We start from the raw sequence: 24,505 nt of genomic DNA, 5'->3' as shown, positions 1-24,505 counted from the left end.
ATCAGAGGATTCCTGCCAAGATGCCGGCGGGGAGTTTGATGTCCAGCCCGAAGTAGAAGCCGTAGAAAGTCAGGAGGGCCATGGTTACGGAGACCACCCCGTCCCGGACGTAGTTGCGGCCACCCAGCGCCCACACGCTGCCCCAGAAGAGCAGCGTTCCGGAGACGACCCAGCCGGCAACGCCGATTAGCAGGATGTTCAGGACAAAGGCGCCAGCGAGGGGCAGGACGGTCTTCCAGTCCGAGGGATGGCTCAGGTCCACGTCCTCCCCCTCTTCGGCCTGGCCGCGGCCGCCGCGCAGGACGTTGACGGCCAGCATCACGGCAGTGACGAGGAGCAGGCTCCCGATGATGATTGGGAGGGTCTTGGGACCTACGGGATCTGATACTGAATACGGGACTACGAGCCGTGATGCGTCCCAGAGAACGACGGCGCCGGCCACCCCGAGCAGGGCAGCAATGCCGAGCTCGGAGCGGCCTGTACCTGCCGCCGGTTTTCCGGCGGCGGTGGCTTGCTGCGTCACGCCAGCCCCAGTTCCTTCAGTACGTCGGCCACCCTCTTGTCCTGGTCCGTGAGGAAGGTCTTGAACTCATTGCCGGTGATGAATGCGTCGGACCAGCCGCGGGTCTTAAGGGCTGCCTTCCACTCATCGCTTGCGTGCATCTTGGTCAGGGCGTCCACTATACGGTCGCGGTCGGCGTCGGAAACTCCGGGGGGAGCCACGATGCCGCGCCAGTTGGTGAAGACGAGGTCGATTTTGGATTCCTTCAGTGTCGGGGCATTAACGCCTTCCAGACGTGACTCGCCGCTCGTTGCCAGCACCCGTACTTCGCCGGACTTGATCTGCTGGAGGTATTCACCGGCGCCGGATGCCGCGAAGCCGACCTTGTTGCCAAGGATCGCCGGAAGCAGGTCGCCGCCGCCGTCGAACGAGACGAAGTTGACCTTCTTGGGGTCGATGCCAACTGCCTTGGCGAGCTGCATCGGGAGCAAATGGTCAGGGCCGCCAGGGGACGAGCCACCGCCGACCGAAACCTTGGAAGGGTCCTCTTTCCAGACCTTCACCAGATCGTCGATGGTCTTGTACGGGGAATCTTTGCCGACCATGATGGCGCCGGGTTCCTGGATGAGGCGGGCGAGGGGAGTGGTGGCCGTCAGCTTCGCCTCGGATTTGTTGGTGTAGCTGGCGCCAACCACGCCCAGACCCATGAGCATGGCGAGGTCCTTGTTGCCCCTTTCGTTGACCAAGCGCGCCAGGCCGACTGTGCCGCCGGCGCCGGCCAGGTTGAAGACTTCGACGTTCGTGGCGGTCTTAGTGTCACCCATGACCTTGGCTGCTGTGCGGGCCGTCGTGTCGTAGCCGCCGCCGGGGGTGTTGGGGACCATGATCCGGAGCCCGGTCAGCGGGCCGGCAGGGGCGCTGCTCGTCTTTCCGGCGTCGGCGCCGCCGGTCACGCCGCAGCCGGTGGCTGCGAAGGCAAGGCCTGCAGCGACAGCGATGGCGCGCAGTGCGTTCATTGGACGCATGTATTCCTCTTCTCATCATTGGTGGGAGTGTCTTCACGCTATGGGCGGCAGTGACGCAGGTCACGCTTGTGTTCTCAAAGATCATTGTGTTCATTGTGGTCAGGGTCACGTATGTGCCTTGTGGGCCGATAATGGAACAGACCCCGCGCGGAAAAGCCGCGAAGCAGAATGGCCTGCACGCGGCTGGCCCCGATGCGGAAAGGAAAAGCTGTGCTAAAAGCTGCCCGAGCGCGAAGGATCCTGCGCCGCCGCCGCCGGATGTCGCTGGCGGGTCAATATCTGGGGCTGCAGCTGCTGATTGTGCTCGCTGTGCTGGTCGGGGTCATTCTCATCTCGCTTGCCCAATCGGTCCAGACCTTCGAGCGTGTGGAAGGGCGGCGAGCCTTGTCAGCTGCCGAATCCCTCGCTGCGATGCCCGTGGTCCGTTCCCTGCTTCCCGGCGCGGAGCCGAGGCAGGGAGCCGCACTTCCGGCCGTCGCCGAATCGGCCCGGACTGTGTCCGGCTCCAGTTTCGTCATCCTGGCCAAACCGGACCGCACCGTCCTGACTTCGCCCGACCCATCCCAGCTTGGTACGTTGCTGGACCTGGGTGATAGCGACGTCCTTTTGGGGCGCGCGTGGACCGGTGCCGTCAGCATGAACGGCAAGGTCTCCCTTGTAGCCCATGTCCCGGTGCTCAACGACGCGGGCCGGATGGTGGGGATCGTTGCCGTCGGCGGAAATTACCCCTCGGTGTGGGAGAGGCTAGGCGACGCCGTCCCCGACCTGCTCACATATTTGGGAGTCTCGCTGGCGTTGGGCACGGCTGGTTCCATCATGCTGTCCCGGCGGGTGAAGCGGCAGACGCTAGGACTTGAACCAGAGGAAATCGCCGGCCTCGTGGAGCACCGCGAAGCAATCCTGCACGGCGTGAAGGAAGGCGTCATCGCCCTGGACCCGCACGAACGGATCACGGTGGCCAACGAAAGCGCTCGGGAATTCCTTGGACTGCCGGAGGACTGCGTTGGCCGCCGGCTCAACGACCTTGGAGTGGAACAGCAGCTGCGCGAGGTCCTGACCACGGAACAGCCGGACCCGGACCGTCTGGTGCTCGCCGAAGAGCGGGTAGTGGTTCTGAACCGCAAACCCGTCCTTTCACACGGACGGGTCATCGGATCGGTAACAACTTTGCGGGACCGTACGGAGCTTTCCACCTTGGAGAAGGAGCTCGGGGCCACCCGCACCACCACCGACACCTTGCGCGCCCAGACCCACGAGTTCGCCAACCAGCTCCACACCATCTCGGGACTGATCCAGCTCAAGGAATACGACGAGGTGGTCAGCTTCGTCAGTGGCGTCAGCCTCAGCCGCACACGCTTGCACGACGACGTCACCTCCCGCATCCACGACCCTGCGCTCGCGGCCATGCTCATCGCGAAGGCCAGCCTGGCCGCCGAACGGGTCGTCACACTTCAGCTGGACCAGAACTCGATGCTGGGACGCGTCGACGAGCGGCTCTCGCGGGACCTGACCACCATCGTCGGCAACCTCGTGGACAACGCGATGGACGCCGTCGCGGGCTCTCCCGACGCAACCGTCCGCGTGACGGTGGACGAAAATCCTCACAGCGTGGTGATCATCGTGCGCGACTCCGGTCCCGGTGTCGCCGAGGAGCGCATGGCGGATATTTTCCGGCAGGGATTCACTACCAAAGCGCCAACGGCCGACGGCGGTCGCGGCTTTGGATTGGCGCTCACCCGGCTAGCATGTCTGAGGCGGGGCGGAGAAGTGAGCGTCCACAACGACGATGGTGCCGTATTCACCGCCCTCCTCAAGAAGCGGAGCCCCAGCGAATGATCAATGTCCTGATAGTCGACGATGACTTCATGGTGGCCAAGGTCCACTCAGGATTCGTCCGGCAGGCCCCGGGCTTCTCGGTGGCCGGCGTGGCACATACGGGCGCGCAGGCCCTGGATGAGGCCAAACGCCTGAAACCGGACTTGGTCCTCCTGGACATCCACCTGCCTGACATCAGCGGCCTCGATTTGTTGCACCAGCTCCGCGAGTCACTGCCCGAGCTTGACGTGCTGGTCATTACCGCGGCGCGTGAGGTGGACACTGTCCGCCGTGCCCTCCGCGGCGGCATTGTCCACTACTTGATGAAGCCCTTCTCCGCCGACGACCTGAGCGAACGCCTCCAGCACTACCAGCGCGCATACAGTTCGCTCGCAGCGTCCAAGTCCACCGCCGAGCAGGACGACGTGAACAGGGTATTCGGCCTCAACCGGCGTGAACGTCCCCTGCCCAAAGGTTGCAGCGCGGAGACGCTGCGGATGGTGGAGCAGCTGCTAAAGGAATCGGAGCGGAACCTATCCGCAACCGAAGCCGCCGATGTCCTGGGGACCTCCCGGGTCAGCGCCCGGCGCTACCTTGAATACTTGAGCGAGGAAGGCCTGGTCACCGTCCAGCTCCGCTACGGGGGAGTGGGCCGGCCGGAGCGTCGATACGTGTGGCGGAGCGCGGGTTAGCGGGGTCGCCGGCCTAGCGGGACCCGCTGAACTCAGCGGGATAAGGGCGAGAGCGCCAGCCCAAGGACGAACGCCACAGCGGCGGTAACGATCGGCGTCGCGACCCAGAACCCCAGGATCCGCAGCACCATCCGACGGTTTGTAACGGAAAAGTTCTGGTTGCTTCCTGCGCCGAGCACTGCAGACGTCACAGTGTGCGTGGTGGAAAGCGGCAAGTGGAAGCCGATGGCACCGACGAACAACATCAGCGAGGTCAGGCTCTGGGCGATGAATCCCCGCATCGGGTCTACCCGCGTCAGCTTGTAACCCAAGGTGTACGAGATGCGCCAACCACCACAAAGCGTTCCCGCCGTGAGCATGGCAGCCACCAGCAGGATGACCCAGAACGGGAGGTCATTGGAGTCGGACACACCTGCCGCCACGGCGCCCAACAGGATCACCGCTACGGATCTCTGCCCGTCCTGCAGGCCATGGCCGAACGCGACGGCAGCGGCCGAGACAGACTGCGCATGGCGGAAGCGGCCATGCACAACATCGGGCTGGGTGTAGCGCGCCGCCCACGTGACAGGCCACACGAGAAGATAGGCGCCAAGGAAGGCAATCACGGGGGACAGCAGCAACGGCAGGACCACTTGCGCGAGCAAAATACTGTCCACTCCGTTGATGGGGCTGCCTCCCATCACTGCGCTTGCAGCTCCGGCGCCCACCAGGCCTCCCACCAAGGCATGGGTTGACGAGAGCGGCACACCGCGCCACCAAGCGTAGATTCCCCAAAGGATGGCGCTACACAGCCCCGCGGCGAGCATAGTCAGCCCGTTCATTCCCGAGGGGAGAACGACCCACGCCTGGCTGAAGACCAGCGCGAAACCGCCACTGAGCAGCACCCCGGCAAAGTTGAAGACGGCCGCCAACACAACCGCAACTGACGGAGTGAGGGCACGCGTCCGCACGGAGAGCGCGACGGCGGTGGAGACGTCCCGGAATCCGTTCAGGAATGCGAAGCCAGCCGCCAGCACCACCACAAGGGCGAAGAACGCGACCGCCACCTCATGCTTCCTTGACGATGATGCTGCCTACCTGGGTCGCGACACGGCGCATGTCCTTGGTGACGTCCACTAGTTGGTTGGCTACGTCGCGGTTCCTCGAAAACTGGGTGGACTTCATGTCGCGGAGCATCTCGGCCACCCAGGTCCGGTGGCTGCGCTCAGCACGCTTGGCCAGCCGCAGGACCTCGATCCAGTAATCCTCGAGCTCGTCCAGATCGTCCAGCTGGCGCATGGCATCAACCGTGAGTTCTGCCTGGCGGCTGATGATCTCCAACTGGTCTGCCGCGCGCTTGGGCACCCGGTCCAGTTTGTAGAGGGCTACGAGCTCGCCCGCGGCATCCAGCTTTTCCATCGCCTCGTTGAGGAATCGGGAAAGGGCGTACATGTCCTCGCGGGGGAGCGGGTTCACGAAACTCGTGCGCATGTGGGTCAGGAGGGCGAAATGCAGGTCCGTGGATTTCGCCTCGTGTTCGTGCATCTCCTCCACAAGCCGTTCGTGCTCCGCGACAGGTGCTCCGAAGATCTCAGAAAGCGTCCCGGTTGCCTCAAGAATCTGGCGGGCCATTTGCGACAACAATTGCAAACCGGCGGGTTCTTGGGGGAAGAGACGCAGCTTCATTTGGCTTCCGGTAGACGGGAGGGATGGGGTGGGGCGGCGTCTTCGCCGATGGGCATAAAAATGGTGCCGAACCGGATACGCCTCTCGGCGGTAGGCCGCTCGAAGCGGCTATAAGTTGAAGCCCGGGGGTTTCGCGGTTCGACACCAGTTTCAGTTTTCTACGTCGTCCGAGCTAAGTCAACATTGACAGCTGGCGCCGGAGGTGGTTGTGACGGCCCCCCGCCCTTATATTTCATGTCAATCCAGCTCTCCGAGGCGCCACGCATTGGCCGCGTGCTCGAGATCTTCCGCAGTCTTCACGAGCTGGTGGGAGTTCCGGGTCAGCTTGCTCGCGTGGCCTTCGTTGGAATGCTCTGCGCTGTCCGCCAGAGTGGCTTGGCCGAGCGCGACGACGCGGCAAAACGCGGCTGAGCGTTCCAGCGCGACGTCGAAATCGCCGTCGAACGCTCCCGAAAGGATAGCGTCCGCCATCTGCTTCATTTCATCGGCTCCCGGCGGCTCTGCGGCGCCCGCCACGACGTGGGAAACCTGGGCGGTGTCCCGGCCGGCCTTGAAGTACACGGAGATGCGCTCCGAGTCCTGCATGGTGGCCGCGCGCAATGCATAGAGCCGCCACAAGGCGCCGGGCAAGGACCGGGCGGGGCTCTCGGCCCACATTTCAGCGATGGCTTCCAGGCCTTGCTCGTCAGCGAGCTTCACGAGGCGCCTGGTGATCTTGGGATCATCGCTATCTCGACCTCGCCGCACGAGGGCCTGGGCGGCAAGGTGCGCGGCTTCGGACACGCGCGCGGGGTCCGCTCCGCCGGCAAACGGCTCGAAGTCAACCGGCGCGAAGGGTTTCGGCTTGTGGTGCCTATTTGCTCCGCCGTACACAGGAGGTCCCGATTGTTCGCTCATGCCCCAACGCTACTCCTGTGTTTTCGCTCGTGCACTCTTGACTGGGGCTCGTAGCGGTGTCTGTTGCGCGGGGCCTGCGGGCGCACCTGTAGTGGCCCTCGGGCGGCGCCGTCGCGTTCTTCCCATGTTTGGATCCGCCGGCGCCGCGACACGCCGCAGTTGCCGCGCGTCGTCGTCGGGGCTTGGTTCAAGAGCAGGGAGAACGCTGCAGGCTCGGCTTCACTTCGGCTGGCGCCGGGGGCGCCGCGTTCCTTCCTGACCTTGTTTGAATCCGTACGTGCCGCGACACGCCGTTGTGGCCGCGCGTCGTCGCCGGGGTTTGGTTCAAAAGAGGTCACGACGGCGCGGGTGCTCCCGTGTCAAAACGGCCTTGAGCTTGAGGTACAGTATTTATGGCTGTTTCTACAGTCGGCAGGGGCCTTTAGCTCAGTTGGTAGAGCATCGGACTTTTAATCCGTGGGTCGTGGGTTCGATCCCCACAGGGCCCACCCAAAAACCCCCGGAACCGTGCGGTTCCGGGGGTTTACTTGTGCGTGGCCCACATGGCTGGGTGACGGCCGAGCGGCCCGGCCTGCTGCGACCAGTGAGCGGCGACGCCGTCGATTCGGCCCGGAAGAGGCACGCGTCGCGCCGGCCCCCAGTCTGTGGTGGTTGCCGTGAGAGCGAAGTCTTCGGGTGTAGGTACGGATAGGTGGTTGTCCGGCGGGGTCAGGGAGTACAGCAGGTTGGCCGTGCCGATCAGCGAGCCCTGGATGCGGGCCGTTACCGAATGGCTGAGGCGCCGGGTCAGGGCACGGGCGACGGCCGCGGCCAATAGCCAGCCGGTCGCGTGGTCGAGGGCTTGAACGGGAAGCGGGGCCGGCTCCGCTTGGCCCGTGGCGGTGGCGCCGTCGTCGGCGATCCCACAGCTCATCTGGACCAGGCTGTCGAACCCGCGGCGATTGCGCCAAGGGCCAACCCAGCCGTAGGCGTCCAGGCTGGCGATGATCAAGCCGGGGTTCACGGCGGTCAGGGCCTCGTCGTCGTAGCCCAGGCGTTTCAGGGCGTCGCCTCGCAGTCCCGTCACGAGCATATCGGCACCCGCGAGCAGTTCCTCGAACATCGCGCGGTCGCTTGGGGCCGTGAGATCCAAAGCGGCGGTACGTTTGCCGAGCGTCGTCTCAGGCAGTAGCGACGGCACCTCGTCAAAGCCCGGCGGGTCGATCCGCAGCACGTCCGCACCATAGCCGGCAAGGAACTTGGTGCACACCGGCCCTGCGATCACCCGCGTCAGATCCAGCACGCGCACCCCGTCGAAGGGCAGTTCTCCGATCGCGTTCGGCGTGCGGGCGCCGGATGAGCGGCGCTCGACGACGGTCAGCGGCGGCGCGTCCGCAGTCGCCGCCCCCGCAGCCGAGGTGAGCCACTGGCTGCGGTTGTGCATGACAGCGGCGCATCCGCCCGCTTCCACGATCGCCGCCTCCAATTCCTCGGCAGGCAGCCCGGCCACTGCAGCCTGCACGGTTTCGCGGTCATGGGCGTCCAGCACCCGTTCGACGGCGGCGCGGTGGCTGGCGTAGTTGGTGTGCAGCCTGACCCAAGCGTCCGCCGCACGATAGTTGCCGGCGATGGGGTCCCACAGCGGTGGCCGGGTCCAGCCGATCGGGGAGAACAGCCTCTCGGAGGCGAACGCGGCGCACGACTCCCGACTGTCTACCGTCACCGTCGGCTGCGCGGACTGGCGGCGAGCCGCGAGAAACTGCGCTGTGGCCACCGTCGCGGCGGCAACCGCCCCCGTCGCAAGTCCTGTCACGTCGAAAGCGGCCGGGAGGACCGCCCGCGGCCCGGTCGTCGTTAGCTGAGCGGCCAGCCAATCCGCACCGTCGTCTTCGGCGCCGATTGCGTGCCACACGCGGGAGGTCACATTAGCGAAGCTGTCGTTCACACTCACCATTCTCGACGGGCCACCTCGGAACGAGCAACGGCAGCCGGATCTGACCCCTCCTGCCCAACAAGGCATTCAACTGCCAGACTGTCTTCATGCATGCGCTTTTGGACGGACTCCTGAACACCAGCCCGCTCGTGATCGCGTGCATCGTCTTCGCCCTCGTGTTCGCTGAGGATGCGATCTTTGTGGGCTTTGTGATTCCCGGTGAAACGGCGGCGGTGGTCGGCGGGGTGATTGCAAGCCGCGGGCTCTTCGAATTGTGGGCCATGATCGCCATTGTGGTGACTGCCGCGATCACAGGAGACACCGTGGGCTATGAAATTGGCAAGCACTTCGGCCCACGGGTGATGGCCTTAAGAATCCTGGACAAAAGACGCGCCCAATTGCAGAAGGCTGAAGACTTCCTCAAGGACAAAGGCGGCGTCGCGGTGCTCCTAGGCCGGTTTACCGCTTTCTTTCGTGCCGTCATGCCCGCGCTCGCCGGACTCAGCCGCATGCCCTACCGGCGCTTCGCGTTTTGGAACTTCAGCGGCGGAATTATCTGGGGGTCGTTGTTTGTGACCCTCGGCTTTGTGGCCGGAAATTCGTACGAAGAAGTGGCGCGCGTAGTGGGCCGGGGTGCCGCGGCCGTGGTGGCAGTAATTGTGGTGGCGATTCTGGTTGTCTGGCAGGTCAGGAAGCACCGCGCCAAGAAGGCCTGATGTCGCAGGAGCACGGAAACCTTGCCGAAATCTCAAGGCTTTAGGCTGGTCACAATTCGTTCGGGAGGGACAGTGAAGGGGCGAACTGGATATGTCTGACGTTTGGCGCTATAACCGTAGTAGCTGCCCCGACGTCCTCGGCTTTTCTGAGCCTCGAGTGATCTGATGTCCGCTTCTGCAGCACACAACTTTAAGGAGAACCGATGCATCTTTTGCCCCGTGAGCAGGAGAAGCTCATGATCGTGGTCGCGGCCGACCTCGCCCGCCGTCGGCAATCCCGCGGCCTGAAGCTGAACTTCCCCGAAGCCGTGGCGATCATCAGCTACGAACTGATTGAGGGCGCCCGTGACGGGAAAACCGTCGCTGAACTCATGAGCTACGGGACCACTCTGCTTCGCCGTGAAGATGTGATGGAGGGCGTGCCGGAGATGATCCATGACGTCCAGATTGAGGCCACTTTCCCTGACGGCACCAAGCTCGTCACCGTCCACGACCCGATCCGCTAGGAGGCCAACATGATTCCCGGTGAGTACCGTCTCCAAGCAGAGCCCATCGCTTGCAACAGCGGACGCGAGGCAATCGCCGTCGACGTCGTCAACCGTGGCGACCGCCCCGTCCAGGTGGGTTCTCACTACCACTTTGCCGAGGCGAATCCGGCCCTCGATTTTGATCGCGAAGCAGCTTACGGCCGCCGCCTGGACATCCCCGCCGGAACGGCCGCGCGCTTCGAGCCGGGCGATTCCAAGACCGTCAAACTCGTTGCGATCGCGGGCAGCCGCGAAGTCTACGGCCTCCGGAACGCCGTCAACGGTCCCCTTGATGCGGACGCGGGAAAGAACGACGGCGGCGCTGCCGCCGGCACCGAACGGCCCGGAGCCAGCAAAGAAGGGCCCGGAGCCACCAAGGAAGGAACAGCCCAGTGAGCTTTGAAATTTCGCGCAAGCAGTACGCAGACCTTTACGGCCCGACGACGGGCGACTCCATCCGCTTGGCGGACACCGAACTTTTCCTCGAGATCGAGAAGGACCACACCGTCTACGGCGAAGAGGTCATGTTCGGCGGCGGCAAAGTGGTCCGCGACGGCATGGGCCAGAACGGCCAGGTGACCCGCGACGGCCGTTTGCCTGGGACCAACGTAGCCTCGGACCAGACCCTCGACGTTCCGGACACCGTCATTTCGAACGTCGTGGTCCTCGACTACACCGGAATCTACAAGGCCGACGTGGCGCTCAAAGACGGGCACATCTTCAAGATCGGCAAGGCAGGCAATCCGCAGATCGCAGACGGCGTGGACATCGTGATCGGGGCCAGCACCGAGATGATCGCGGGCGAGGGCAAGATCCTCACCGCAGGGGGCGTGGACACCCACATCCACTACATTTCCCCGGACCAAGTCCCCACGGCACTGTGCAGCGGCATCACCACCATGGTGGGCGGAGGCACGGGACCGGCCGAAGGCACCAAGGCCACCACCATCACTCCCGGCAAATGGCACATTTCGCGGATGCTCCAAGCGGCGGAGGGGCTCCCGATCAATATCGGCCTCCTCGGCAAAGGCCACGCCTCTGCCCTTGAGCCGCTCGCCGAACAGATCCGCGCAGGTGCCGTGGGCCTCAAAGTCCACGAGGACTGGGGCGCCACGACGTCGTCGATCGACATGTCCCTTCGCGTAGCCGATGAATACGACGTGCAGGTAGCAATCCACACGGACACCCTCAACGAGTGCGGATTCGTGGAGGACACCATCAAGGCCATCGATGGCCGGGTCATCCACACCTTCCACACCGAAGGCGCCGGCGGCGGGCACGCTCCGGACATCATCAAGATCGCCGGATTGTCCAATGTGCTCCCGGCATCCACGAATCCGACGCTCCCGTACACGCGGAACACCATCGAAGAGCACCTGGACATGCTCATGGTGTGCCACCACCTCAACCCTGACATTCCGGAAGACGTGGCGTTCGCCGATTCCCGCATCCGGGCCGAAACCATCGCCGCCGAAGACGTGCTCCAGGACCTGGGCATCTTCTCCATGACGTCCTCGGATTCCCAGGCCATGGGCCGGGTGGGCGAAGTCGTCATCCGCACGTGGCAAGTGGCCGACGCCATGAAGCGGCAGCGAGGCGTGCTCAAGGACCCGTCAGGTGCAAGCCACGGCGCTACAAACGGCCTAGGCGGGGAAAGCGACAACTTCAGGATCAAGCGCTACATCTCCAAATACACCATCAACCCGGCGATCGCGCAGGGCATGGCCGACTCCATCGGCTCGGTTGAAGTGGGCAAATTCGCCGACCTCGTCCTCTGGAATCCGGCCTTCTTCGGCGTGAAGCCGGAACTGGTTCTCAAGGGCGGGCAGATTGCTTACGCCCTCATGGGCGATTCCAACGGCTCCATCCCCACACCGCAGCCACGCACCATGCGCCCGATGTTCGCCACCCACGGAAAGGCGTTGCAGCAGTCCTCCATCACCTTCCTGTCCAAGGCAGCCATCGACGCGGGTGTCCCGGAGGAGCTTGGCCTGGAACGCGTCATCCGGCCGGTGTCCGGCATCCGGAACCTGAGCAAGGCGGACCTCAAGTTCAACGGGGAAACGCCCGATATCGCGGTCGACCCCGAAACCTATAAAGTGACGGTCGACGGCGAAGACGTCACCTGTGAGCCTTCCGACGTGCTGCCCATGGCCCAGCGTTACTTCCTTTTCTAGACCGCCGGAGGAGAACCACATGATCATCGAAAAGATCCTCGGCAACCTGCACGAGCTGCCCGATCCCGAACAGTATGCCGGCCTCCACAAGGAGAAGGTCGTGCTGCCCAGCGCTCAGCTGGTCAAACGCATCCAACGCGTCACCACGGACCACGGGAAGGAGCTCGGCATCCGCCTCCCGGCCGGCTCCGGAGACCTGCGCGACGGCGACATCCTCGCCGTCGAGGATGCGAACCTGATCGTGGTGTCCGTGCTACCGAGCGACGTCCTGATCATCGCCGCCCGCAGCATCTACGAAATGGGTGTCGTGGCGCACTCCCTCGGCAACCGGCACCTGCAGGCCCAGTTCTTCGACGCGGCGTCCGAGTACGGGGCCGAAGTCATGGTGTGCCAGTACGACCACACGGTCGAGGACTACCTCAAACACGTCGGCGTGCCGTACGAGCGCCAGGAACGCGTAATGCCGGTGCCTTTCCGCCATGCTGAACACACGCACTAGTCTTCTGGGCCGATGGTCGGGTTGGCTGTTTTGTCGTCTCGCCTTGAGGGGGGTGGCATGACTTCTTATCAGCTGGCGCTTCAGCAGCTCACTGACTCCGCGTTGCCTACCGGGGCGTTTGCTCATTCTTTGGGGTTTGAGACGTACATCGATCGCGGGTTGGTTCGCGATGAAGCCTCATTCGGCAACTGGCTGTCTGCGTTTGTGGGGCAGCAGTTGACCTATTCCGACGGCTTGGCTATTCGGTTCCTTTATGAGGGTTTTGACTTAGCTGGGCTTGATGCTCATTTGAGTGCTCAGCTCTTGCCTCGGCAGGTTCGGGAGGCCAGTACCAAAATGGGCGGGCGGCTGATCGAGATCGGGACCGAAGTCTTTCCGTCGGCCGCGCTGGAGGCCTACCGGACTCTCGTGACCACGGGCCGGGCTGCCGGTCATCAGCCGCTGGCGTTCGCCGTCGTCGCGCGCTCGCTGGGCGTGCCGTTCGAAGGAGCGCTCGCCGCTTACCTTTTCGCGGCGGTCACCTCACTGACGCAGAACGCCGTGCGCGCCATCCCGCTCGGCCAGAACTCCGGGCAGCGGCTGTTGCGCAAGGCGCACGACGACGTCGCTGCCGCCGTCGAACATGTCCAGCACCTCAGCTGGGACGACTTCGGAGCCGTCAGCCCCGGGCTGGAAATTTCGCAGATGCGGCACGAATGGCAACGTGCGCGCATGTTCATGAGCTAGAACCATAGGAGGACACATGCCTGAACCCATCAAGATCGGCATCGGCGGCCCGGTAGGTGCCGGCAAGACGCAGCTCGTTGAGCGCCTGACCCGCCACATGAGCCGGGAAATCTCCATGGCCGCCATCACCAACGACATCTACACGATCGAAGACGCTAAAATCCTCGCGGCCAACGGCATCCTGCCCGAGGACCGCATCATCGGCGTCGAAACGGGCGGCTGCCCGCACACCGCCATCCGTGAAGACACCTCCATGAACACGGCGGCCATCGAGGAACTCAAGAAACGGCACCCCGACCTGCAGGTCATCTTCGTGGAATCCGGCGGCGACAACCTATCCGCCACGTTCAGCCCCGAACTCGTGGACTTCTCGATCTACATCATCGACGTCGCCCAAGGAGAGAAAATCCCCCGCAAAGCCGGCCAAGGCATGATCAAGTCGGACCTCTTCATCATCAACAAGACCGACCTCGCCCCGTTCGTCGGCGCAGACTTGTCCGTCATGGAACGGGACTCCAAGGAATTCCGCGGCGACAAGCCGTTCTGCTTTACAAACCTCAAAACCGACGAAGGGCTCGACAAGGTCATCGCATGGATGCGGCACGACGTCCTGATGCTCGACCTAGCGCCATGAGCACGACGGCTACGGCGGCTGAGCTCTCACCGGCGGATGGGTCACCTCCGGCGGCTCCGCCGGATTTTGGGCCGTGCCCGTCCCCAGCCGCTCCCAACCCTCGCAAGCTCTGGTCGGGGCCCTCGCAGCAGTGGGCCCCCCGCGGTGCCCGCCACGCCGCGGCCCCCAAATCCGGCTTCGCCGCCTCTTCGAGCAACTCGCCGATGGGCGAGCTCAGCCTGCGGGTCGCTTTGCGTGCAGGACGATCCGTGGCCGTGCAGCAGTTTCATCAGGGTGCCTTGCGGGTTTTGAGGCCGCACTACTTGGATGGGTCCGGGCAGGTTTGTTATGTCGTGGTCAATCCGGGCGGGGCGTATTTGGGGGCGGATCTCTATGTTGTGGATGTGGAGGTCGAGGCCGGGGCGTCGTTGCTTTTGACCACTCAGTCGGCCACGAAGATTTATCGGACTCCGGGGTCCTTTGCCGAGCAGCGGATGACGATCCGCCTGGGGGAGGGGGCGGAACTGGAGTTGGCTCCCGACCAGCTCATTGCCTACCGGGAGGCCAGCTATCGGCAGAATACGCGCATCACTGTGCATCCGACGTCGAGCCTCATCATGGCGGAAGTCATCACTCCCGGCTGGTCGCCGGACGCCGCCTCCTTCCGGTACCGGGAACTCCGCCTACGGAACGAAATCCAAGTGGAGAGCGACGACGGCGCGGTGCTGCTTGCGCTCGACAACCTCCTGATCCGGCCGCCGCTGGGCGATGTGACCGGAATGGGCTTCATGGAGGGGTACAGCCACCTGGGATCGCTCATTGTGGTGGATCCGCGGGTTGACCAGGCGCTCGCCGATGAGCTGCACCGGCTGACCACGGGGTATGAGGCGTACTCGGGCTTGTCGTTGACCCGGACACTTGCGGGCACAACGGGACTGGTCCTTCGATCCCTCTCGAACGGCACCGAGGAACTGAATCGGTTGCTTGCTGCCTGTACCGGCCTTTTGCGCGAACGCTGGTATGGCAGGGCGCCGCTGAACCTCAGGAAGTACTGATGACCTCACTCGGAGTTCGCCTCGATGTACCGCCGGCGTGAGCATCTCCCGATGAAGTCGCGCCTCGCGTTCATGTTCGGTTCGGTCGTCCTCCTGCACCTTGCCGCCGTCGTTCTCCTGCTTGTGGGTGGCGCCGGTGGAGGGCAGCCGATCGCGCTCGGCCTCGTGCTGACGGCATATGTGGCCGGTATCAAGCACAGCTACGACTGGGACCACATCGCCGCGATCGACAATTCCACACGAAAGTTCGTGGCACAGCGCAAGGATCCCGTGAGCGTCGGCTTCGCCTTCAGCCTGGGTCACAGCTCAGTGGTAGTTCTGGCCGGTGTGATGGTGGTTGGCGGCGCCAGCCTGGTGGGCCAGCTCATGGAGGACGGCACCACCGGACACCTCGTGCTGGGGCTAATCGGCAGCGGCGTCTCCGGGCTCTTCCTCCTGGCCATGGGCATCTTCAACGGGTCTGCCTTCCTCCGCACGATGCAGCTGTATCGCGCCGCCCAGGCGGGCGGCGCGATCGCCGTCGACGACCTCGAAACCAAAGGGTTCATCGCGCGGCTCTTGGCCAAGCCGCTATCCAAGGTCCAGCGTCCGCGGAACATCTACGTGATCGGCTTCTTGTTCGGGCTTGGCTTCGACACAGCCACCACCATCGGGCTGCTGGTACTCACGACGGCGGCGTCGCTCGCGGGCGTTTCGGTTCTTGCCCTCCTGGCGTTGCCGCTGGCCTTCACCGCGGCCATGACGCTCTGCGATTCCGTCAACGGCGTGGCCATGATGCGAATGTACAAGTCCGCCATCCACGATCCCCAGCGCAAGCTTGGATTCAACGCCATCATCACCGGTATTTCGGCCTTTTCGGCGCTCTTCATCTCGGTCATCACGCTGGGCGGCTTCCTCAACTCTGTCCTCGGGCTGACCGATCCTGTCACCACCTGGCTGGGCGAGATAGACCTCGGCGACGCAGGGTTGGTGCTGATTGCGCTGTTCGCCGTCGTGTGGGCAGTCTCGGCCGTGCGGTTCCGGGTCCGCGCGGCGCTCAGTGGGAAGCCCTGACGACGCTCGCTCTCTTATGGCGGGAAAATCGACGACGCTCGCTCTCTTATGAGGCTATAGTTGTCAACCCTCCTGCAGTTGTATCGCCGGGGGTCGACGGCGGGGGTCGGCGCTGGGTGCGGAAGTCGCCGTCGGGCATTAAATAGTTGGCGGCGACGGCGGGCTATAGCTTGGGCTGGAGCCACTCCAGAAGCCGGTCCAATGGCCACGTCGTAACGATGCGATCGGCGGGTACGCCGTTGGCTTGCGCCCGCTCGGCACCGTATTGCAGGAAATCGAGCTGGCCCGGGGCATGCGCGTCACTGTCGATGCTGAAAAGGCAGCCAGCGTCGAGGGCAATACGAATCAATTCGTCCGGCGGGTCTTGGCGTTCGGGCCTCGAGTTGATCTCGACGGCGACTGAGCGTTCTGCGCACGACGCGAATACTTTTTCTGCGTCGAACTCCGACGGGGGCCGTGTTCCTCGTGATCCTTTGACCAAGCGGCCGGTGCAGTGCCCAAGGACGTTCGTGTGGGGGTTTTCGATGGCGGCAAGCATGCGCCGAGTCATCGACCGTTTGTCGGATCGGAGCTTCGAGTGGACACTTGCCACCACAACATCGAGTTGGCCCAGCAGTTCCGCGGACTGGTCCAACTCGCCGTCTTCAAGAATGTCCACCTCGATTCCGGCCAACAACCGGAATCCGGGCTCCTGGCCGTATCGCTCGTTGATCCCATCCACGACCGTGAGTTGCTCCATCAAACGCTCGGGGCTGAGTCCGTTGGCGATGGTGAGGCTGGGGGAGTGATCGGTTAAAGCGACATATTCGCGTCCGAGAATACGAGCCGCGGCGGCCATGACCTCGATCGGCGAGCCACCATCCGACCAGTCGCTGTGGCTGTGCAGATCGCCCCGGAGCTCGGCGTTTAGCTCGTGCCCACCGTTGACCAAGGGTTCGGCCCCACGACGGCGGAGGTTCTCTAGGTAGTCCGGAACGGCGCCGCCCAGGGCCTGGCTGATCACATCGAAGGTCCGGCTGCCGATTCCCTTGGTTCGCTTGAGGCGGCCATCCATGACTCGTGCAGCCAGTTCCTCTTGGCTCAGTCCGGCGATGATGCCCGCAGCGCGGCGGAACGCCTGGACCTTGAAGCCGTCCGCGAGTTCCCGTTCCAGCCAGAAGGCGGTTTCGTTGAGCGCGTCTACGGCGTCCATAGCTCAATCATGTACCACGCCGCGCCCAGACGTATGTGAGCGAGGGTTTGGGTTTTGGCGATTGTTTGTGAGCGAGGGTTTGGATTTTCCGACGCTCGCTCAGATATGTCGGTTCCACGACAGACGCTCGCTCACATGATGTGAGCGAGCGTTTCGGGTTGGGGGCGTATATGTGAGCGAGGGTTTCGGGTTGGGGCGTCATGCTGTCGGAATAACTGCGACTGCCCCCACCGCCCTGCAATAATCGGAACCAGTTGCCTCGCTCGAGTTGCACGCGGGGCGGTATGCACCTTCGGACGAATCACATCGCAGACGAGGCGGACATGACCAACACTCCCATCCAGCACGCCACCGACCCCACGGCGATGCCACCCGCCCCGAACACCGCCATTGACGAGGACCTGCTTCACCGGCTCGCGGACGCTCATGGGGTCGGGACCTCGTTCCATGGCTGGGACGGGCTGCAACACGACGTTTCACCCACCACGCTGGTCCAGGTGCTGGGCGCACTGGGAGTGGCCGCCCATTCCGACGAGCAGATCGAGGCGGCCCTCGCGGACGTGGAAGTGGCGCCGTGGCGACGGATGCTGCCGCCCGCCGTCGTCGTCCAGGAGGGAACGACGGCGACGGTTCATGTGCACGTCCGCGACGGTTCGCCGGCCCGCCTGTCGATCTCGCTCGAGGACGGAACGGAACTCGCTGCCACCCAGCAGGAGGACTGGGCGCCGCCGCGCGACGTGGAGGGAGTGCCCACAGGCCGTGCCACCTTTGAGGTGCCGGCCGGTTTGCCACTCGGCTGGCACTCGCTCACGGCCGAGTCCAACGGCGTGACGGCCACCGCGGTGCTCGCCGTGGTTCCAGCAAACTTGCAGACCGCGGCACAGCTCGAAGAACGGCGTGGCTGGGGACTCGCAACGCAGCTGTACTCCGTGCGCTCCAAGCGCTCATGGGGTATCGGGGATTTCGCGGACCTGGCCGATTTGGCGTCGTTGGCCGGCGCCCGCGGCGCTGACTATGTCCTGGTGAATCCGCTGCACGCCGCGGATCCTGTGCCTCCGGTTCAAGCGTCGCCGTATTCTCCGTCCACCAGGCGGTTCTTCAACCCCATTTATATTCGCATTGAAGAAATTCCCGAATTGGCATATGTCAAGCCCCGGAAGCGGGCCGCGGTGGACCGGCTGCTGGATCACGTCCACGCACTCAACAAGGACGCGGAACGGCTGGACCGGGACCAGATCTTCGCCGCCAAACTCGCTGCCCTGGAACTCCTTCACACGGTCAAGCTTTCTCCGGCCCGGCAGCGCGCCTTCGAGGAATTCTGCCGTGAGTCCGGCCCAGGCTTGGACGATTTCGCCCTTTGGTGCGCCATGCGCGAAGACCGGTCGCCGGAGGACCCCTTCTGGCAGGACCCGGCGGCCACCCTCGGTTCGCCCAAGATTGAATCGATGCGGCAGACATTGGCCGATCGGATTGGGTTCCACCGTTGGCTTCAGTGGATCTGCGATGAGCAGCTCGAGTCAGCCCAGGCCGCCGCGAAGCGTTCCGGCATGCGGCTGGGAGTTGTGCACGATCTCGCCGTCGGAGCGGACCTCAGCAGCGCCGACGCCTGGACCCTGCGCAGCAGCTTCGCGCCGGGTGTCAGCGTGGGCGCCCCTCCGGACATGTACAACCAGCTCGGCCAGAACTGGAACCAGCCGCCGTGGCACCCGGTCCGTTTGGCCGAGGCGGGCTACGCGCCGTTGCGTGCGATGCTCTCCACCGTCCTTCGCCATGCCGGCGGAATTCGTGTGGACCACATCTTGGGGCTGTTCCGTTTGTGGTGGGTGCCCGCCGGCAACTCCGCTCGCGACGGCGCCTATGTCCGCTACGACCACGAGGCCCTCATCGGCATCCTCGCTCTGGAAGCGCACCGCGCGGGCGCGGTGGTCATCGGCGAAGACCTGGGCGTCTTCGAACCGTGGGTGCGGGACTATCTCGCGGCCCGCGGCATCCTGGGCACGTCGATCCTCTGGTTCGAGTACGACGGCGACTCGCCTCTGCCGCCCGAACGTTACCGAACGCAGGCCCTTGCCAGCGTCAACACCCACGACCTCCCCCCGACCGCCGGGTACCTAGCCGGCGATCACGTGGAACTCCGGAGTCAACTGGGCTTGCTTGAACGAAGCGTGGCCGAGGAGCGGGCCGAGCACGAGGCCAGCCTGGACAAGATGATGGGGTTGCTGCGGGAACGGGGCCTGTTGCCTGCCGGATTCGACACTGCCACATTCGACCGCGGCAGCCAGGAGCTTGGCGAGGAGCAGGTCATTGAGGCGCTGCACCGGCTGCTGGCCCTTGCGCCATCGGTCCTGCTGGGCGTTGCGCTGGTGGACGCCGTGGGGGAGCGGAGGGTGCAGAACCAGCCCGGTACGACCTCGGAGGTCTACCCCAACTGGCAAGTGCCACTAGCCGACGAACGCGGCCGTGCCGTACTCATCGATGACCTGGACGAGAACCCGCGGTTCAACTCCTTGCTCGCTGCTGTGGACGAGGCCGTGCGGGGTTAGGCGCCGCATCGAGGCGTGAGATCTCGCCTCTTTGGGGTCGCGAAAGGGCCGAGATCTCACGCATCGATCAGCCTCTCAGGGAGCAACGACCAACGCGGTGGGGGAACCCGCGTTCAGCTGGTCGAAGACTTCGCCCGGGATGCCGGTGGCAGGATCCAGCGCGAACGTGGTGACTTGGTTGGAACGCTCGTGCGCGACGTGGAGCCAGCCGTCGCGGACAAGGTGGTGGCGGGGCCAGTCTCCTCCGCTGGGGACATCAGCCACGGGACGGAGCCGGGTTCCGCTGCCTTCGACGGCCAGTACCGAGATCCGGTTGGAGCCCCGGATGCCCGAGTAGACGAAGCGATTGTTCGGCGACAGTGCGATTTCGGCGGCTGCATCGCCGTCGGCTGCGCCACCCAACGTCGCGGGACCGCGGCGGTGGAGCACAAAGCGGCCGTCCGCGCCGGGCAGGAGCACCACCACTTCGATGGAGTACTCGGTCACCACGAAGACGGCGTCGGCAGAGGGGTGCTGGACCAAGTGCCGAGGGCCACTGCCCATGGGGAGTGCGACTTGGTGGTCGGGAAGCAGGCCAGTGTCGGGGAAATAGTTCCACACCCGCACGAGGTCGAAGCCGAGGTCGGTGGTCATGATCCGGCCGTCCTCAAGCATGAGGCTGGCGTGGGCGCGGCTCACCCGCGGGCCGCCCGTGGCGATGTCGATGCCGCCGTCGACGCTGGCGTGCGGGTCTTTCGCCGGCGGCGCGGCAAAGCGCGAGGTGATGCCACCGCCGTCGTCGATCCCGTACAGCAGCACGTTGCCGTCGCCCCAACAGGCGACCACGATGAAGCGCGCGGAAGGGTCGACGGCGACGTGGCAGGCAGCAGCTCCGGCCGGCCAGGCCTCGCCCAAGGGTTCAAGGCCGAACGGCCCGGTCCTCCGGTACGCCCGGACCGTCTGCGCGGCCTCGGCTACGGCATAGACCACCGGCAGGGTGGGGTGCACGGCAAGGAACGACGGCGACGGCGCTTCGACGGCGGTGCCCAGCCAAGCAAGGCTGCCATCTTCACGCGCCGCAACTGCGCCTATGCCCGTTCCGTGCCCGTCGCTGTCCGCGGTGTACGCACCTGTCCAAATGAGCGTTCCCTCGATGTTTTCTGCCATGCCGTCCTCAGTGTTGGTGATGGAATGCTGCCTCAGTGGCCTTGTACATCCGAGTCGACGCCGGCGTCGGCACCCGCGTCCAAGGTGGCGATCGCGGACAGGTCGTCGTGGTCCAAAACGAAGTCGAATACGTCCAGGTTTTCCTTCATGCGCAGCGGATTGGCGGACTTCGGGATGGCCACGAGCCCCTCCTGGACGTGCCAGCGCAGCACCACCTGACCCGGAGTCTTTCCGTGTTTCTTCCCGATCGCGGCCAACACCGGGGCATTCAGGAGATCGCGACCGGCCCCCAACGGACTATACGATTCCGTGGCGATGCCATGGTTGCCGTTGAAGGCCCGCTCATCGATCCGCGTGATGGACGGTGAGATCTGGATTTGGTTGACGGCGGGCACCACCGAGGTTTCCTCGAGAAGCCGTTCGAGGTGCGAGGGCTTGAAGTTGGACACGCCGATTGAGCGCACTTTCCCCTCAGCCTGGAGCCGCTCGAAAGTCTCCCAAGTGGACACGAATTCATTCCGTTGGGGGAGCGGCCAATGGATCAACAAGAGGTCCACGTAGTCCAGCCCGAGGCGACTGAGGGAGCCCTCAAGCCCCTCGACGGCGCGATCGCGGCCCTGGTGGGTGCCGTCCAGTTTGGTGGTGATGAACAGTTCCTCGCGCGGGATCCCGCAGTCCCGCACTCCCTGCCCGACGCCGGCCTCGTTACCGTAGCGGTACGCCGTGTCGACGTGCCGGTAGCCAAGCTCGACGGCGGATACCACCGCCGTGGCGACCTGGGCGTCGTCGAGCGGCCAGGTTCCGAGGCCGATCTGCGGAATGGCATTACCGTCATTGAGCCTGACGGTCGGAGCAAGTGCCATGGTCCTGTCCTTTCGGTTGCTAGATCGGCCTCCGTGCCCATTGGACCAGTTGATCGCTGAGTTTCATGAAGTCCTGGTCCACGTGCTTGATGCCTGGATGTTCATCATGCCACCGGACGATCTCCCGTGCGCCCGCCGCGAAAGGAATTTCTGCCCGATACCAGGGAACCAGCGTCTTGATCTTGGTGTTGTCGAAGACCACGGAGTGGGACCTGTCCCCGAGAAGCCCGGGACCAAGCTCCGGGGAGTGCGCAGCGATGGTCTCCGAGGCGACGTGCACCAGTTCGGGTTCCGGCACTCCTGCCGCCGTGGCGAAGAGCCGGTAGACCTGGTCCCACGGGAGCGCTTCGTCCGAGGTGATGGTATAGCTTTCGCCCACGGCCTGCGGCCGGCCGAGGAGGCCAACGAAAGCGACGGCAAAATCATCCGCATGGGTGAGGGTCCACAGCGAGGTGCCGTCGCCGTGGACTATCACAGGCAGGCCTTCCCGCATCCGATGGATGTCCGTCCAGCCGCCCAGAAGGGCGATCCGCGTGCGGTCATAGGTATGCGACGGCCGAACGATGGTGACGGGAAAACCCTCTTCCCGATAGGCCCGGGTGAGAAGGTCTTCGCACGCGATCTTGTCCTGGGAGTACTTCCAGAACGGGTTCCTTAACGGGGTCGACTCAAGGATCGGCAGGTGTGCGGGTGGCTTCTGGTAGGCCGAAGCCGAACTAATGAACACGTACTGACCGGTCCGGCCGCCGAACAGCTCCACCGCGGCAGACACATGCTCCGGCGTGAAAGAGATGAAGTCCGCGACGACGTCGAACTCGCGACCGTTCAGCACCTCCGCGACCTCGGCGGCGTTGCGGATATCTGCCTGGAGCAGTTCCGTGCCCGGAGGGGCCGGCCTTTCCGAGCTCAGTCCGCGGTTGAGCACGGTGAGCCGGTGACCCAGCGCGACGGCGCGCTCCGCCGCCGCCGCGCTGATGGTCCCGGTCCCGCCAATGAACAGCAGGCGCAAGGGTGCCGAAGTCACCACGCGTAGTCCTCCGGCGCGGTCCGGTGGCCCGGGAAGATGTCGTCGAGGCGCTTGAGGGCATCGGCGTCAAGGGTGACATCCAATGCCCTGATGGCAGCGTCCAACTGCTCCTGCGTGCGCGGACCCACGATCGGTGCGGTCACTGCCGGCTGGTGCAGCAACCAGGCCAAGGCCACATCACCGGGCTCGTGGCCAAGGTCGTCGGCGAGGTCCTCGTACTGGCGGATCTGGTCTTCGTGGTTCTTCAGGGTCTCGGCCGCGCGGCCCTCAACGCGACGGACGCCGTCGCGCTCTTTCTTCAGGACGCCGCCCAGAAGGCCGCCGTGAAGCGGCGACCACGGGATCAGCCCGAGGCCGTACTGCCGGGCCGCCGGGATGACCTCCAGTTCGACGTTGCGGGTGAGCAGGTTGTAGATGGACTGCTCGCTCACCAGTCCGTTGTAGTTGCGCCGCGCGGCGGCCTCCTGGGCCTGGGCGATGTGCCAGCCAGCGAAGTTACTGCTTCCGGAATACAGGATCTTGCCCTGCTGGACGGCAACCTCGATGGCCTGCCAGATCTCGTCCCACGGCGTATTCCGGTCCACGTGGTGGAACTGGTAGACGTCGATGTAGTCGGTCTGAAGGCGCTTGAGGCTGGCGTCCAAGGCGCGCCTGATGTTGAGGGCGGAGAGCTTGGACTCGTTGGGGCGTTCCGTCATGGTTCCGTAGAGCTTGGTGGCCAGGACGACGCGTTCCCGGCGTTCGCCGCCCTTGGCGAACCAGCGGCCCAGGATTTCCTCGGTCCAGCCCCGGTTGTCGTGGCCGCCGTAGACGTTGGCGGTATCGAAAAAGTTGATGCCGGCATCCAGTGCGGAATCCATGATGGAGTGCGCTGCGGATTCCTCCGTCTGCGGGCCGAAGTTCATTGTTCCGAGGCACAAGCGGGAGACGCTGAGGCCTGAGCGGCCCAAGTGGGTGTACTGCATGGTTTGGGTTCCTTACGCTGTGGTGGTTTCTACATCTGGCTGAAGGACGCGACGGCGGGGTCGGCGCCGAGGCGGGCACCGGCGTCGAGCGCGCTGATGGCTGCCAGTTCGTCCGGGGTGAGCTGCAACGACGCCGCCGCGAGGTTCTGGCGGATCCGTTCCGGGTGGACGGACTTGGGGATGACGATGTTGCCGATTCCCAGGTGCCAGGCCAGGACGATCTGTGCCGGGGTGGCATCGTGCTTTTCGGCAAGTTCGGTGACCGTGGCCGACCCCAGGTCCGCTCCCTGGCCCAGCGGGCTGTAGGCCTCGACGGCGATCCCGTGCGAGCGGCTCTTCGCCGCCAGCTCCCGCTGCTGGAAGGTGGGATGCAGTTCGATCTGGTTGACGGCGGGAACGACGTCGGCCGACGCGAGGAGCGTATCGAGGTGGGCCGGCAGGAAGTTGGAGACGCCGATTGCCCGGGCGCCGCCGTCGGCATGGATGTTTTCCAGGGCCTTCCACGCGTCGACGAACAGGCCCTGGGACGGCACGGGCCAGTGGATCAGGTAGAGGTCGATGACGTCGAGGCCGAGTTCGCGGCAGCTCTGGTTGAACGCTGACGCTGCCCGGCCCTGTTCGCCGTTGCGGAGTTTGGTGGTGATAAAGAGTTCTTCCCGGGTGATGCCGGAAGCCCTGATTGCTGCGCCGACGCCGGATTCGTTCCGGTACGCCGCGGCGGTGTCGATATGCCGGTACCCGGCTTCAAGTGCGTCCTCGACGGCTTTCTGGGTCTCGGCAGGTGGGACCTGGAAGACGCCGAAGCCGAGCTGGGGGATGGTGACCGCGTTGTTCAGGACGAGCCCGGGAACGGTTGAATTCTGAGCGTTGGACATGTCCGGCCCTTTCGTCGCTG

General features: G+C 64.6%; 24 protein-coding genes and 1 tRNA gene. 13 read left to right on the top strand and 12 right to left on the bottom strand.

Going from position 1 to position 24,505, the window contains the following annotated elements; genetic code table 11:
* Position 1 precedes the first annotated feature (1 nt).
* Complete coding sequence (locus tag QRN59_RS00680; protein WP_284980611.1) at positions 2 to 523, bottom strand: tripartite tricarboxylate transporter TctB family protein; 522 nt, start codon at positions 521 to 523, stop codon at positions 2 to 4.
* Positions 520 to 1,527 (bottom strand): tripartite tricarboxylate transporter substrate binding protein, encoded by a 1,008-nt coding sequence (locus tag QRN59_RS00675; RefSeq protein WP_284980610.1) that lies wholly within the window; start codon positions 1,525 to 1,527, stop codon positions 520 to 522. The genes QRN59_RS00680 and QRN59_RS00675 overlap by 4 nt, the downstream gene beginning before the upstream one ends.
* A 258-nt stretch (positions 1,528 to 1,785) precedes the next feature.
* Between QRN59_RS00675 and QRN59_RS00670 the strand changes: the two genes are divergently transcribed.
* Together QRN59_RS00670 and QRN59_RS00665 are read left to right on the top strand one after the other, a co-directional pair.
* Positions 1,786 to 3,363: a sensor histidine kinase gene (locus QRN59_RS00670; RefSeq protein WP_284980650.1), complete on the top strand. Its 1,578-nt coding sequence runs from the start codon at positions 1,786 to 1,788 to the stop codon at positions 3,361 to 3,363.
* Positions 3,360 to 4,034, top strand: coding sequence for a response regulator (locus QRN59_RS00665; RefSeq protein WP_284980609.1), 675 nt, complete (start codon positions 3,360 to 3,362; stop codon positions 4,032 to 4,034). The genes QRN59_RS00670 and QRN59_RS00665 overlap by 4 nt, the downstream gene beginning before the upstream one ends.
* Positions 4,035 to 4,066: 32 nt before the next feature.
* Here the strand turns inward: QRN59_RS00665 and QRN59_RS00660 are convergent, their stop codons facing one another.
* The 3 genes from QRN59_RS00660 to QRN59_RS00650 all read right to left on the bottom strand — a co-directional run bounded on the left by QRN59_RS00660 (position 4,067) and on the right by QRN59_RS00650 (position 6,596).
* The gene (locus QRN59_RS00660; RefSeq protein ID WP_284980608.1) at positions 4,067 to 5,080 is read right to left on the bottom strand and encodes an inorganic phosphate transporter; all 1,014 of its coding nucleotides are present in this window, start codon (positions 5,078 to 5,080) and stop codon (positions 4,067 to 4,069) included.
* A 1-nt stretch (position 5,081) separates the two neighbouring features.
* Positions 5,082 to 5,699, bottom strand: coding sequence for a DUF47 domain-containing protein (locus tag QRN59_RS00655; RefSeq protein ID WP_078106946.1), 618 nt, complete (start codon positions 5,697 to 5,699; stop codon positions 5,082 to 5,084).
* A gap of 237 nt (positions 5,700 to 5,936) precedes the next feature.
* Positions 5,937 to 6,596, bottom strand: coding sequence for a hypothetical protein (locus QRN59_RS00650; protein ID WP_234753924.1), 660 nt, complete (start codon positions 6,594 to 6,596; stop codon positions 5,937 to 5,939).
* Positions 6,597 to 7,011: 415 nt separating this feature from the next.
* On the opposite strand from QRN59_RS00650, the gene QRN59_RS00645 reads away from it, so the two are divergent.
* A tRNA-Lys gene (locus QRN59_RS00645) sits at positions 7,012 to 7,084 on the top strand.
* Positions 7,085 to 7,119: 35 nt separating this feature from the next.
* Here the strand turns inward: QRN59_RS00645 and QRN59_RS00640 are convergent.
* A complete protein-coding gene (locus tag QRN59_RS00640) occupies positions 7,120 to 8,520 on the bottom strand; it encodes a CoA transferase (protein WP_284980607.1) in 1,401 nt (466 codons plus the stop codon).
* A 95-nt stretch (positions 8,521 to 8,615) separates the two neighbouring features.
* On the opposite strand from QRN59_RS00640, the gene QRN59_RS00635 reads away from it, so the two are divergent.
* From QRN59_RS00635 to QRN59_RS00595, 9 genes are all read left to right on the top strand, one after another.
* Positions 8,616 to 9,224 carry a DedA family protein gene (locus QRN59_RS00635; protein ID WP_284980606.1) on the top strand — a complete coding sequence of 203 codons (609 nt, stop codon included), beginning with the start codon at positions 8,616 to 8,618 and terminating at the stop codon, positions 9,222 to 9,224.
* 203 nt (positions 9,225 to 9,427) lie between these two features.
* Complete coding sequence (locus QRN59_RS00630; RefSeq protein WP_078106942.1) at positions 9,428 to 9,730, top strand: urease subunit gamma; 303 nt, start codon at positions 9,428 to 9,430, stop codon at positions 9,728 to 9,730.
* Positions 9,731 to 9,739: 9 nt separating this feature from the next.
* Complete coding sequence (locus QRN59_RS00625; RefSeq protein WP_284980605.1) at positions 9,740 to 10,147, top strand: urease subunit beta; 408 nt, start codon at positions 9,740 to 9,742, stop codon at positions 10,145 to 10,147.
* Positions 10,144 to 11,928 carry an urease subunit alpha gene (ureC, locus tag QRN59_RS00620; RefSeq protein WP_284980604.1) on the top strand — a complete coding sequence of 595 codons (1,785 nt, stop codon included), beginning with the start codon at positions 10,144 to 10,146 and terminating at the stop codon, positions 11,926 to 11,928. Before QRN59_RS00625 ends, ureC begins: the two co-directional genes overlap by 4 nt.
* Positions 11,929 to 11,947: 19 nt before the next feature.
* The gene (gene ureE / locus QRN59_RS00615; protein ID WP_284980603.1) at positions 11,948 to 12,427 is read left to right on the top strand and encodes an urease accessory protein UreE; all 480 of its coding nucleotides are present in this window, start codon (positions 11,948 to 11,950) and stop codon (positions 12,425 to 12,427) included.
* Between the two features lie 57 nt (positions 12,428 to 12,484).
* Positions 12,485 to 13,153, top strand: coding sequence for an urease accessory protein UreF (locus tag QRN59_RS00610; RefSeq protein ID WP_284980602.1), 669 nt, complete (start codon positions 12,485 to 12,487; stop codon positions 13,151 to 13,153).
* A gap of 16 nt (positions 13,154 to 13,169) precedes the next feature.
* Entirely contained in the window at positions 13,170 to 13,787 is a 618-nt protein-coding gene (gene ureG / locus QRN59_RS00605) for an urease accessory protein UreG (RefSeq protein WP_284980601.1), read from the top strand.
* A 203-nt stretch (positions 13,788 to 13,990) separates the two neighbouring features.
* Positions 13,991 to 14,821, top strand: coding sequence for an urease accessory protein UreD (locus QRN59_RS00600; protein WP_284980600.1), 831 nt, complete (start codon positions 13,991 to 13,993; stop codon positions 14,819 to 14,821).
* 51 nt (positions 14,822 to 14,872) lie between these two features.
* Positions 14,873 to 15,874: a HoxN/HupN/NixA family nickel/cobalt transporter gene (locus QRN59_RS00595; RefSeq protein WP_284980598.1), complete on the top strand. Its 1,002-nt coding sequence runs from the start codon at positions 14,873 to 14,875 to the stop codon at positions 15,872 to 15,874.
* 163 nt (positions 15,875 to 16,037) lie between these two features.
* Here the strand turns inward: QRN59_RS00595 and QRN59_RS00590 are convergent, their stop codons facing one another.
* A complete protein-coding gene (locus QRN59_RS00590) occupies positions 16,038 to 17,066 on the bottom strand; it encodes a PHP domain-containing protein (RefSeq protein WP_284980597.1) in 1,029 nt (342 codons plus the stop codon).
* A gap of 323 nt (positions 17,067 to 17,389) precedes the next feature.
* On the opposite strand from QRN59_RS00590, the gene malQ reads away from it, so the two are divergent.
* Positions 17,390 to 19,609 (top strand): 4-alpha-glucanotransferase, encoded by a 2,220-nt coding sequence (gene malQ / locus QRN59_RS00585; protein WP_502871001.1) that lies wholly within the window; start codon positions 17,390 to 17,392, stop codon positions 19,607 to 19,609.
* Between the two features lie 75 nt (positions 19,610 to 19,684).
* On the opposite strand, the gene QRN59_RS00580 is transcribed toward malQ, so the two are convergent.
* From QRN59_RS00580 to QRN59_RS00560, 5 genes are read right to left on the bottom strand one after another with little or no spacing between them, the layout of a single operon-like run.
* Positions 19,685 to 20,755 (bottom strand): lactonase family protein, encoded by a 1,071-nt coding sequence (locus tag QRN59_RS00580; protein ID WP_284980596.1) that lies wholly within the window; start codon positions 20,753 to 20,755, stop codon positions 19,685 to 19,687.
* A 32-nt stretch (positions 20,756 to 20,787) separates the two neighbouring features.
* Positions 20,788 to 21,618, bottom strand: coding sequence for an aldo/keto reductase (locus QRN59_RS00575; protein WP_284980595.1), 831 nt, complete (start codon positions 21,616 to 21,618; stop codon positions 20,788 to 20,790).
* A gap of 19 nt (positions 21,619 to 21,637) precedes the next feature.
* Positions 21,638 to 22,645 (bottom strand): SDR family oxidoreductase, encoded by a 1,008-nt coding sequence (locus QRN59_RS00570; protein ID WP_284980594.1) that lies wholly within the window; start codon positions 22,643 to 22,645, stop codon positions 21,638 to 21,640.
* Positions 22,639 to 23,610 carry an aldo/keto reductase gene (locus QRN59_RS00565; RefSeq protein WP_284980593.1) on the bottom strand — a complete coding sequence of 324 codons (972 nt, stop codon included), beginning with the start codon at positions 23,608 to 23,610 and terminating at the stop codon, positions 22,639 to 22,641. Before QRN59_RS00565 ends, QRN59_RS00570 begins: the two co-directional genes overlap by 7 nt.
* Before the next feature lie 29 nt (positions 23,611 to 23,639).
* A complete protein-coding gene (locus tag QRN59_RS00560; RefSeq protein ID WP_284980592.1) occupies positions 23,640 to 24,485 on the bottom strand; it encodes an aldo/keto reductase in 846 nt (281 codons plus the stop codon).
* Between the last annotated feature and the right edge of the window lie 20 nt (positions 24,486 to 24,505).

It is taken from the genome of Arthrobacter sp. efr-133-TYG-118 (assembly GCF_030209755.1).
Taxonomy (GTDB): domain Bacteria; phylum Actinomycetota; class Actinomycetes; order Actinomycetales; family Micrococcaceae; genus Arthrobacter.
This window is presented reverse-complemented; position numbering and strand designations above follow the sequence as displayed.

Bases quoted from the DNA above. Each gene is read 5' to 3' on its own strand.
- QRN59_RS00665 (WP_284980609.1), top strand. From the start codon at position 3,360: ATGATCAATGTCCTGATAGTCGACGATGACTTCATGGTGGCCAAGGTC.
- QRN59_RS00625 (WP_284980605.1), top strand. From the start codon at position 9,740: ATGATTCCCGGTGAGTACCGTCTCCAAGCAGAGCCCATCGCTTGCAAC.
- ureG (WP_284980601.1), top strand. From the start codon at position 13,170: ATGCCTGAACCCATCAAGATCGGCATCGGCGGCCCGGTAGGTGCCGGC.
- malQ (WP_502871001.1), top strand. From the start codon at position 17,390: ATGACCAACACTCCCATCCAGCACGCCACCGACCCCACGGCGATGCCA.
- QRN59_RS00635 (WP_284980606.1), top strand. From the start codon at position 8,616: ATGCATGCGCTTTTGGACGGACTCCTGAACACCAGCCCGCTCGTGATC.
- QRN59_RS00670 (WP_284980650.1), top strand. From the start codon at position 1,786: ATGTCGCTGGCGGGTCAATATCTGGGGCTGCAGCTGCTGATTGTGCTC.
- QRN59_RS00600 (WP_284980600.1), top strand. From the start codon at position 13,991: ATGGGCGAGCTCAGCCTGCGGGTCGCTTTGCGTGCAGGACGATCCGTG.
- QRN59_RS00595 (WP_284980598.1), top strand. From the start codon at position 14,873: ATGAAGTCGCGCCTCGCGTTCATGTTCGGTTCGGTCGTCCTCCTGCAC.
- ureE (WP_284980603.1), top strand. From the start codon at position 11,948: ATGATCATCGAAAAGATCCTCGGCAACCTGCACGAGCTGCCCGATCCC.
- QRN59_RS00575 (WP_284980595.1), bottom strand. From the start codon at position 21,618: ATGGCACTTGCTCCGACCGTCAGGCTCAATGACGGTAATGCCATTCCG.
- QRN59_RS00650 (WP_234753924.1), bottom strand. From the start codon at position 6,596: ATGAGCGAACAATCGGGACCTCCTGTGTACGGCGGAGCAAATAGGCAC.
- QRN59_RS00565 (WP_284980593.1), bottom strand. From the start codon at position 23,610: ATGCAGTACACCCACTTGGGCCGCTCAGGCCTCAGCGTCTCCCGCTTG.
- QRN59_RS00655 (WP_078106946.1), bottom strand. From the start codon at position 5,699: ATGAAGCTGCGTCTCTTCCCCCAAGAACCCGCCGGTTTGCAATTGTTG.
- QRN59_RS00630 (WP_078106942.1), top strand. From the start codon at position 9,428: ATGCATCTTTTGCCCCGTGAGCAGGAGAAGCTCATGATCGTGGTCGCG.
- QRN59_RS00560 (WP_284980592.1), bottom strand. From the start codon at position 24,485: ATGTCCAACGCTCAGAATTCAACCGTTCCCGGGCTCGTCCTGAACAAC.
- QRN59_RS00590 (WP_284980597.1), bottom strand. From the start codon at position 17,066: ATGGACGCCGTAGACGCGCTCAACGAAACCGCCTTCTGGCTGGAACGG.
- QRN59_RS00580 (WP_284980596.1), bottom strand. From the start codon at position 20,755: ATGGCAGAAAACATCGAGGGAACGCTCATTTGGACAGGTGCGTACACC.
- QRN59_RS00610 (WP_284980602.1), top strand. From the start codon at position 12,485: ATGACTTCTTATCAGCTGGCGCTTCAGCAGCTCACTGACTCCGCGTTG.
- QRN59_RS00675 (WP_284980610.1), bottom strand. From the start codon at position 1,527: ATGCGTCCAATGAACGCACTGCGCGCCATCGCTGTCGCTGCAGGCCTT.